General features: G+C 60.4%; 12 protein-coding genes. 4 read left to right on the top strand and 8 right to left on the bottom strand.

Translation table 11 applies throughout. The annotated features are described in order from the left end of the window. Positions 1-29: 29 nt before the first annotated feature. The gene (locus tag ACKWJN_RS01880; protein ID WP_408593992.1) at positions 30-230 is read left to right on the top strand and encodes a DUF2788 domain-containing protein; all 201 of its coding nucleotides are present in this window, start codon (positions 30-32) and stop codon (positions 228-230) included. Positions 231-281: 51 nt separating this feature from the next. Here the strand turns inward: ACKWJN_RS01880 and ACKWJN_RS01885 are convergent, their stop codons facing one another. The 5 genes from ACKWJN_RS01885 to ACKWJN_RS01905 are packed head-to-tail and all read right to left on the bottom strand — an operon-like array spanning position 282 to position 5,176. Continuing rightward, the gene (locus ACKWJN_RS01885) at positions 282-1,007 is read right to left on the bottom strand and encodes an ABC transporter ATP-binding protein (protein ID WP_408593994.1); all 726 of its coding nucleotides are present in this window, start codon (positions 1,005-1,007) and stop codon (positions 282-284) included. A 1-nt stretch (position 1,008) separates the two neighbouring features. Further along, complete coding sequence (locus ACKWJN_RS01890; RefSeq protein WP_408594010.1) at positions 1,009-1,809, bottom strand: ABC transporter ATP-binding protein; 801 nt, start codon at positions 1,807-1,809, stop codon at positions 1,009-1,011. A gap of 59 nt (positions 1,810-1,868) precedes the next feature. Then, positions 1,869-2,954: an ABC transporter permease subunit gene (locus ACKWJN_RS01895; RefSeq protein WP_408593996.1), complete on the bottom strand. Its 1,086-nt coding sequence runs from the start codon at positions 2,952-2,954 to the stop codon at positions 1,869-1,871. Further along, a complete protein-coding gene (locus tag ACKWJN_RS01900; protein WP_408593998.1) occupies positions 2,951-3,880 on the bottom strand; it encodes a branched-chain amino acid ABC transporter permease in 930 nt (309 codons plus the stop codon). The genes ACKWJN_RS01895 and ACKWJN_RS01900 overlap by 4 nt, the downstream gene beginning before the upstream one ends. Positions 3,881-3,886: 6 nt before the next feature. Then, positions 3,887-5,176 (bottom strand): replication-associated recombination protein A, encoded by a 1,290-nt coding sequence (locus ACKWJN_RS01905; protein ID WP_408594000.1) that lies wholly within the window; start codon positions 5,174-5,176, stop codon positions 3,887-3,889. A gap of 169 nt (positions 5,177-5,345) precedes the next feature. Between ACKWJN_RS01905 and ACKWJN_RS01910 the strand changes: the two genes are divergently transcribed. From ACKWJN_RS01910 to ACKWJN_RS01920, 3 genes are read left to right on the top strand one after another with little or no spacing between them, the layout of a single operon-like run. Further along, a complete protein-coding gene (locus ACKWJN_RS01910) occupies positions 5,346-5,702 on the top strand; it encodes a type II toxin-antitoxin system RelE/ParE family toxin (protein ID WP_408594001.1) in 357 nt (118 codons plus the stop codon). Beyond that, positions 5,686-6,021, top strand: a complete 336-nt coding sequence (locus ACKWJN_RS01915) for a Fis family transcriptional regulator (RefSeq protein ID WP_408594003.1) — start codon at positions 5,686-5,688, stop codon at positions 6,019-6,021. The genes ACKWJN_RS01910 and ACKWJN_RS01915 overlap by 17 nt, the downstream gene beginning before the upstream one ends. Before the next feature lie 7 nt (positions 6,022-6,028). Beyond that, complete coding sequence (locus ACKWJN_RS01920) at positions 6,029-6,430, top strand: GNAT family N-acetyltransferase (protein ID WP_408594005.1); 402 nt, start codon at positions 6,029-6,031, stop codon at positions 6,428-6,430. Here the strand turns inward: ACKWJN_RS01920 and ACKWJN_RS01925 are convergent. The 3 genes from ACKWJN_RS01925 to ACKWJN_RS01935 all read right to left on the bottom strand — a co-directional run. Then, positions 6,414-6,950 (bottom strand): DNA-deoxyinosine glycosylase, encoded by a 537-nt coding sequence (locus tag ACKWJN_RS01925; protein WP_408594007.1) that lies wholly within the window; start codon positions 6,948-6,950, stop codon positions 6,414-6,416. The genes ACKWJN_RS01920 and ACKWJN_RS01925 overlap by 17 nt on opposite strands. Positions 6,951-6,995: 45 nt before the next feature. Continuing rightward, positions 6,996-7,637 (bottom strand): outer membrane lipoprotein chaperone LolA, encoded by a 642-nt coding sequence (lolA, locus tag ACKWJN_RS01930; protein WP_408594012.1) that lies wholly within the window; start codon positions 7,635-7,637, stop codon positions 6,996-6,998. A 124-nt stretch (positions 7,638-7,761) separates the two neighbouring features. Next, positions 7,762-8,295 (bottom strand): DNA translocase FtsK (locus ACKWJN_RS01935; protein WP_408594008.1); only part of this gene is annotated, 534 nt, incomplete at its 5' end.

Consider the following 8,295-nt stretch of genomic DNA (forward strand, 5'->3'; position numbering starts at 1 on the left):
GCCATGACCCGGACGCGCATTGAGCGGGCATGACCGAAGAACAATTCGCCCAATTTGGCCTGACCTTTGGCGTGGGGGGCTTCATGCTCTACATGCTGTTCATCATTTACGCGTTGGCGCGTGAGTCCAAGGCGGGCAAGTTCGGCACCTTTGTGCTGTTTCTGGTGCTGGCCTTTGGCATGATCGGCTTCATCGCCAAGCAGGTGCTGATTTGGCTCATGGCGCCTTGAGCGCCTGCCCACTCACCCGCTGAATTCACCCGGCCTGTTCACCCGGCGCATTCACTCACCCAGGTAGGCTTCACGCACCTTGGGGTCATGCAACAAATCGCTGGCTGCGCCGCTGAGAGTGATCAGGCCCGACTCCATCACATAGGCGCGGTCGGCCATGTGCAAGGCACGGCTGGCGTTTTGCTCCACCAGCAGCACCGTCACCCCTTGGGCCGACACCTCTTGCACCACCTCAAAAATTTTGTCCACCATCAAGGGCGACAAGCCCATGGACGGTTCGTCGAGCAACAAGATGTGGGGCCGACTCATCAGGGCACGGCCCATGGCCAGCATTTGCTGTTCGCCGCCCGACAAGGTGCCCGCCAGTTGGTCGCGCCGCTCTTTGAGGCGCGGGAAGGTGGTGAACACGCGTTCGATGTCATCGGCCACACGCGCCGCGTCGCGGCGGATGTAGGCCCCCATTTGCAGGTTCTCAAAAATCGTCATGCGGGTGAACACGCCACGCCCTTCGGGCACCATGGCCAGGCCTTGTTGCACCAAGTCCCACGGTCCCAAGCCTCGGATGTCTCGCCCCATCAGTTCAATCTGCCCACCCACCAAAGGCAGCAAGCCGGTGATGGCTTTCATGGTGGTGGTTTTGCCCGCGCCGTTGGAGCCGATCAAAGACACCAGCTCACCCGCGCGCACCTCCAAGCTCACGCCCTTGACGGCCTGAATGCCGCCATAGGCCACTTCGGCCTGGCGAACGCTGAGCAACGCTGCGTCGTGGTCACTCATGTCAATGGCCTCCTGTGCCCAAGTAGGCCTCAATGACTTGAGGGTCGCGTTGCACCTCGGCGGGCGTGCCCTGCGCAATGACCTTGCCGTAGTCGAGCACCGTCACGCGGTCGCACAGGCCCATCACCAATTTCACGTCATGCTCAATCAGCAACACCGTGCGGTGGTCGTGGCGGATTTTGTCGATCAGCGCACGCAGCTGCACCTTCTCGGTGGCGTTCATGCCCGCAGCGGGTTCATCGAGCGCAATGAGTTGCGGGTCGGTGGCCAAGGCGCGGGCAATTTCCAAGCGGCGCTGGTCGCCATAGCTCAGCGTGCGCGCCTTGACATGGGCCAAGGGGGCAATGCCCACGTAATCGAGCAGCTCGTGGGCACGTTGTTCAATGGCGGCCTCTTCGGCCATGAAGTGGCGGGTTTTGAAAATCGCCCCCAGCAAGCCAGAGCCCGTGCGCACATGGCGGCCCACCATCACGTTTTCCAATGCTGTCATCTCAGCAAACAAACGGATGTTTTGAAACGTGCGGGCAATGCCCGCCTGCGCCACGCGGTGCACGTCGGTCGGTTGGTAAGGCTGGCCCGCCAGCTCAAACTGCCCCGTGTCTGGTACGTACAGCCCGGTGATGACGTTGAAAAAGGTGGTCTTGCCCGCGCCGTTGGGGCCGATCAGGCCATACACCTGACCGCGCGCTATTTGCATGCCCACATCGCTCAAGGCCTGCAAGCCACCAAAGCGTTTGGAAATGCCCGAAACCTGGAGCACCCAATCCGGCGACAGGGGCGATGGGGCAGACACAGCCGTCATGGCAGGCTGGGTCATGGCAAGCGTGGCCGACGTTTCATGTGTGGTTGATGTGGCTGAAGTCACGGCTTGGCTCCTGGCTGGGGCAGGCTCTGACCATGCTCAGGGCTGGGCCACAGACCGCGCGGTCGCCACAGCATGACGCCCACCATGGCCAGGGCAATCAACAGCTGGCGCAGGATGGCCGCGTCCAAGCGGCCATCGGTCATTTCTTGCAAGGGGCCCGCCACATAGCGCAGGGCTTCGGGCAAAGCGGCCAGCAACACGGCCCCCAAAATCACGCCCGGCAAATGCCCCAAGCCACCGAGCACCACCATGGCCACGATCATCACCGACTCCATGAGGCTGAACGACTCGGGCGAGATAAAGCCTTGGAACGCCGCGAACATCGCACCCGACATGCCGCCAAACGTGGCCCCCATGCCAAAGGCCATGAGCTTCAAGTTGCGCGTGTTCAAGCCCATGGCCTTGGCGGCAATTTCGTCTTCGCGAATTGCCATCCAGGCGCGGCCAATGCGCGAGTTCTCTAGCCGGTGGCACACCACCACACTTGCCACCACCAGGGTGAGGAAGAGGTAGTAATACAAGGTCACGCCGGGCAGCTCGATGAAGCCCAAATCCAAGCGCCGCGACAAGGGATAGCCCCACACCGTGACCGCATCGATGGGTCCAATGCCTTTGGGTCCGTTGGTGATGTTGACGGGTTGGTCCAGGTTGTTCAAAAACACGCGGATGATTTCACCAAAACCCAGCGTGACAATGGCCAAGTAATCGCCACGCAACTTCAACGTGGGCGCACCCAGCAGCACGCCAAACAACCCGGCCAAGCCAGCGGCCAGCGGCAACACCAGCCACAGGCTCAGGTGCAGGCCACTTGGAAACAAGGCAGCAATGGCCGGAAAAGTCTCCACCAAATGCGGTGAGGCGAGCAGTCCATACAGGTACGCCCCCACCGCAAAAAACGCCACATAGCCCAGGTCGAGCAAGCCCGCATAACCCACCACAATGTTCAAGCCCAGCGCCAGCAACACATACAGCAGCGACATGTCGGCAATGCGCACCCACGCATTGCCAAAGCTTTGCAACACCAAGGGCAGCGCCAGCAGCACGGCGGCCATGAGCCAGCGGTTCGATAAGTGACGTGTCATGCGCGGTCCGCCACACGCTCACCCAGCAAGCCCGAAGGGCGCAAGGTCAACACCAAGATGAGCACCAGAAAAGCAAAGATGTCGCTGTACTGGCTGCCCAGCACACCGCCAGTCAACGCCCCCAGATAGCCCGAGCCGATGGACTCGATCAAGCCCAGCAACAAGCCCCCCACCACGGCACCCGCCAAATTGCCAATGCCACCAAACACCGCCGCCGTGAAGGCTTTGAGGCCGGGCAAAAAGCCCATCGCGTGCTGCACCGTGCCGTAGTTCGACGCCCACATCACCCCCGCGATGGTGGCCAGCACCGCACCGATGACAAAGGTGGCCGAAATCACCACATCGGGTTTGACGCCCATCAAGCTTGCCACGCGCGGGTTCTCGGCCGTGGCCCGCATGGCACGCCCCAGCGACGTGGCATGGACCAACCACGACAGCACGGCCAGGGCCATCGCCGTGACCGCCAAGATCATCAGCTGGGTGGGCGTGATCACCGCGTCACCAATGGGAATGGGCGTGCTGGGCAACAGCGTGGGGTAAGGCTTGTAGTTGGGCTTCCAGAGGATCATGGCCAGGGTTTGCAGCAAGATCGACATGCCAATGGCCGTGATCAAAGGGGCCAGCTTGGGCGCGTTGCGCAGGGGGCGGTAGGCGATTTTTTCAATCGCCAAATTCAAGGCCGCAGCGGCCACACAGGCCACCACCATGGAGAGCAACAAAATCACCCAGCCCGGTGTGTTGGGCAACAAGGGCTGCAACCAACCGATCATCGACCAGCTGCACAACGCGCCCACCATGAGCACCTCGCCATGCGCAAAGTTGATGAGGTTGATGATGCCGTAGACCATGGTGTAGCCCAAGGCCACCAGCGCATACATGCTGCCCAGCACGAGACCGTTGATGACCTGTTGAAGCAAAACGTCCATGGGGGTTCACTGACCTGCTTGTTGGTTTTTGTCACGCAACTGGCGCAACTTGTCGGCTATTTTGATTTCTAAACCACGCTCCACCGGACGGTAAAAGCCCGGATTGTGCATGCCCTCGGGCAGGTAGGTTTCTCCGGCTGCAAAGCCGTCTTCTTCGTCGTGGGCGTAGCGGTAGCCCTTGCCCCAGTCCATGTCTTTCATCATCTTGGTCGGGGCGTTGCGCAAATGCATGGGCACCGGGCGGGTGCCATCTTTTTTGATGAGCGCACGCGCCTCTTTGTAGGCCTTGTAGACCGCGTTCGACTTGGGTGCCACCGCCAGGTACACCACGCACTCGGCCAGGGCCAACTCGCCTTCGGGGCTGCCCAGGCGCTCGTACACCTCGGCGGCGTCCAGCGCCAAACGCAGCGCGCGTGGGTCGGCCAAGCCAATGTCTTCGCTGGCCATGCGAATCAAACGCCGCGCCATGTACTTGGGCTCGGCCCCACCGTCGAGCATGCGCACCAGCCAGTAGAGCGCGGCATCGGGGTCGGAGCCCCGCACCGACTTGTGCAAGGCACTGATGGTGTCGTAGAACTGCTCGCCGCCTTTGTCGTAGCGGCGCATGCGCTCGCCCAGCACGCGCATCAGCCAAACGTCGTTGATCTCTTGGAGCTTTTCACGCGTAGCCGCCACGGCCAAGGTTTCTAAGGTGTTGAGCAAGCGGCGGGCATCGCCATCGGCATAGGCCACCAAACGTTGGTGGGCTGCTTCGTCCAAGGCGGGCACCGCTTGAATGCCTTGCGCCTTGGCGATGATGTGGCCCAGGTCTTCCTCGGACAAGGGTTGCAGCACGTACACCGCGGCCCGCGACAACAAGGCCGAGTTCACCTCGAACGAGGGGTTTTCGGTGGTGGCACCAATGAAGGTGAACAGGCCCGACTCGACATGCGGCAAAAACGCGTCTTGCTGGCTTTTGTTGAAGCGGTGCACCTCGTCCACAAACATGATGGTGCGCCGAGGGTCCAAGCCATCGCGCACAGCCACGGCCATCTCCACCGCTTCACGGATTTCTTTCACGCCGCCCAACACCGCGCTGATGGACAAAAACTGGGCATCAAAGGCATCGGCCATCAAACGCGCGATGGTGGTTTTGCCCACACCGGGCGGGCCCCACAAAATGCAGCTGTGCGGTTGGCCCGACTCAAACGCCACCCGCAGTGCCATGCCCTCGCCCAGCAGATGCTGCTGGCCAATGACCTCGCCCAAGCTGCGTGGGCGCAGGCGTTCGGCGAGGGGGATGTGGGTGGAGGACACGCAAAAAATAGTTTTAATCGCTAAGTCTTGAAGTGTAGCGAAGGGCCTTTAGCCATTCATCGGCTAGCCTGTCCGATCTGATCAAACGATTTTTAGTGGCAGACGACTGCATCACTGGTAACGCAGCAAACGCCATTCAAAAAGAACCTTTTAAGGTACAATTACGACCATGCCACTGCATAGAAAAATTCCAGCAATTTTTTATCGCTCTGCAAGTGGTGATGAACCTGTTCGCGACTGGTTAAAGACATTGGACAAGCCGGATCGCCAGAGCATCGGGGAAGACATTGCCTACGTGCAGTTCAAGTGGCCGATCGGCAAGCCCAGGGTGGATCACTTGCGCGGACCCATTTGGGAGGTTCGCAGCAAGATAGGCAATCGCATTGCCCGTGTGCTGTTCGCCGTAGAGCAATCTGAAATGATTTTGTTGCATGCGTTTATCAAGAAGACCCAGCAAACCAACCCAGCCGATATCGAATTGGCAACTCAACGATTCAAGGAGTGGCAATATGGTCAAGACAACTAAGCTGAACCCCCATATGGGCAGCAGCTTTGATGACTTCCTCAAAGAGGATGGCATCTATGAAGAAGTGCAAGCCCGTGCGCTCAAGAGGGCGCTGGCCGAGCAATTGATGGATGCCATGCAAAGCAACAAGATCAGCAAGGTCCATATGGCGCAACGGATGGCGACCAGCCGCTCACAGCTTGACCGTGTGCTTGACCCGAGCAATCTATCCATTCAGTTGGATACCTTGATCAAGGCAGCAAACGCAGTAGGAAGTACGGTGGAAATTCGTTTGAAACCCAATACCCCGCGAACGCGAGCCAAAGCAGCTTTAGCCTAACGCCCTCATGCACCCGATCCGCTTCGCCCTCAACGCACCACTCCCCACCGAGGCTGTGGTGCGTGTCTTCAACAACTCCGGCATCACACGCCCTACGCACGATGCGGCGCGTATTGCCCAGATGTTTGCCAACGCCAATCTGGTGGTGAGTGCTTGGGATGGCGACCACTTGGTCGGCGTGGCGCGGGCGCTGAGCGACTTTTGTTATTGCTGCTACCTGTCTGATCTGGCCGTGGACACCGCCTACCAGCGCCAGGGCATCGGAGACGCCTTGATCACCCAGGTGCGCCATGCGATGGGCGACGGGGTGTCGCTGATTTTGCTGTCTGCCCCGGGGGCTATGGGCTACTACCCCAAGGTGGGGTTCACAGCGGCAGACAACGCGTTTGTGATCAAGCGCCAGGCTTGATCAAGCCCACGGCCTCCAACACCTCGCGCCACGCAGCCAGCTTGCGCGTGAACGACCAGCTGGCATTGGCCGGGCTGGTGGAGGGCAGGCGGTACACCGGCAAGCCCAAAGCCTGCGTGATGCGGGCATGGCGAAAGCTCTCGCCCCCGTTGTGGGCAACGCCCGCCAAGGCCGGGCAACGTGTTCGCAGGCTGGGTAAATCGTTGACTTGGGCGTTTTGAATGTGGCTGTCCAAGCTGCCCTCACGCTCACACGCGGCGTACACGTCCCACAGGCCCACGCCATGGGCGAGCAACCACTGGGCCCGTGCGTCATAGGGCTGCGCCAGCACAGCCGCTGCATCGGGCGACAACAAGGTGGCCACGATTTTCCAAAACTGGTTCTGTGGGTGGCCGTAGTACTGCTGAGCGCGCAGCGAGGCCACACCCGGAAAACTGCCCAACACCACCAAGCGGGTGTCGGCACTCAACAAAGGAGGAAGACCTTGCAGCATGGGCTGGGGCGTTGGGTTGCGTGTCATGAAGCAACGCCGCAAACGGCTAAGTCGGGTTGGACTGGCCTGGGCTCAAGGCCGCACCACGTCCACGCCCTTGGGTGGCACAAAGTTGAACTGCGCCACGCCGAGGTTGGCAGGGTTGATCTCGAAGCGCTCAAAGCTCAGCACCGAGCGCTGACCCAAGGCGTCCAAGATGTCGAGCTTGTCCAAGGCAGTGCCCTGTACTTCCACGCGCAAGCCAATGCGCACCGACTGCAAGGCGCTGTCGCGGCTTTTGGGGGTGGCTTGCACCCACTGCAAACCGTTGGCGTCGGGCTCGGCTTGCAGGGTGAATTCTTTTTGCAAAGCCCCCAGATCAGCGGCGGTGGCAATCAAGGCGGCAGGTGTGCTGCCCAAGGCTTGGGCTTGTTTGCGCGCCGTCACCTGGGCCAGGTCGGCGTCATACAACCACAAGGTTTGTCCATCGGCAACGATGGTTTGAGGAAACGGTTTTTGGTAATCAAAGCGAAAGCGCAAGGGCCGCACAAACGCAAAGCTGCCCACCGAGGTTTTGCTACGCACCGCTTGGTCGGGTCTGGCGGGGGACGTCACCACCTGGGTGAAGTCGGCACGTCCACTTTGGGTGGTTTTCAAAAAAACCGCCAAGGTGTCGAGGCTGCTGGCATGGGACACGCCGACGCACGCACACGCACCAGCCAAAGCCCACCCCATCACCGCATGCCCCATGGCGCGCGTCCAAGGCGTGAAGCGGCCAGGAGCCTGTGTGGGGAACGCACGAAGCGCTGGCATATTCATGGCGAATAGTTGGGGTTTGTCATGCGGTGGACGTGTGACGCTACTCATCACGCTTGGGCACCAAGATTTCGCGCTGGCCGTTGTTGCTCATGGCGCTGACCATGCCAGCTTTTTCCATGTCTTCCACCAAACGCGCGGCACGGTTGTAGCCAATCTTCAAGTGGCGTTGCACGAGCGAAATGCTGGCCTTGCGGTTCTTTAACACCACCTCGACCGCTTGGTCATACATGGGGTCTTTTTCAGCAGGAACTTCGCCAAACAAATCGGGACCTGACGCGTTGCCATCGCCATCAACCGTGCCGCCTTCGAGCACGCCCTCAATGTAGTCGGGCTCGCCTTGGCTCTTGAGGTAATTCACCACGCGGTGTACCTCCTCGTCGCTCACAAACGCACCGTGGACGCGCACCGGAAAGCCTGTGCCGCTGGCCATGTACAACATGTCACCCATGCCCAGCAGTGCCTCAGCACCCATTTGGTCCAGGATGGTGCGACTGTCAATTTTGGAGCCCACCGAGAACGCAATGCGTGTCGGGATGTTGGCCTTGATCAAGCCCGTGATCACATCCACACTCGG

This window comes from Limnohabitans sp. (genome assembly GCF_046052825.1).
Classification (GTDB): Bacteria; Pseudomonadota; Gammaproteobacteria; order Burkholderiales; family Burkholderiaceae_C; genus Limnohabitans.

Coding starts and splice junctions, on each gene's coding strand:
- ACKWJN_RS01920 (WP_408594005.1), top strand. CDS start 6,029: ATGCACCCGATCCGCTTCGCCCTCAACGCACCACTCCCCACCGAGGCT.
- ACKWJN_RS01890 (WP_408594010.1), bottom strand. CDS start 1,809: ATGACGGCTGTGTCTGCCCCATCGCCCCTGTCGCCGGATTGGGTGCTC.
- ACKWJN_RS01915 (WP_408594003.1), top strand. CDS start 5,686: ATGGTCAAGACAACTAAGCTGAACCCCCATATGGGCAGCAGCTTTGAT.
- ACKWJN_RS01880 (WP_408593992.1), top strand. CDS start 30: ATGACCGAAGAACAATTCGCCCAATTTGGCCTGACCTTTGGCGTGGGG.
- ACKWJN_RS01895 (WP_408593996.1), bottom strand. CDS start 2,954: ATGACACGTCACTTATCGAACCGCTGGCTCATGGCCGCCGTGCTGCTG.
- ACKWJN_RS01885 (WP_408593994.1), bottom strand. CDS start 1,007: ATGAGTGACCACGACGCAGCGTTGCTCAGCGTTCGCCAGGCCGAAGTG.
- ACKWJN_RS01910 (WP_408594001.1), top strand. CDS start 5,346: ATGCCACTGCATAGAAAAATTCCAGCAATTTTTTATCGCTCTGCAAGT.
- ACKWJN_RS01900 (WP_408593998.1), bottom strand. CDS start 3,880: ATGGACGTTTTGCTTCAACAGGTCATCAACGGTCTCGTGCTGGGCAGC.
- ACKWJN_RS01925 (WP_408594007.1), bottom strand. CDS start 6,950: ATGACACGCAACCCAACGCCCCAGCCCATGCTGCAAGGTCTTCCTCCT.
- lolA (WP_408594012.1), bottom strand. CDS start 7,637: ATGGGGTGGGCTTTGGCTGGTGCGTGTGCGTGCGTCGGCGTGTCCCAT.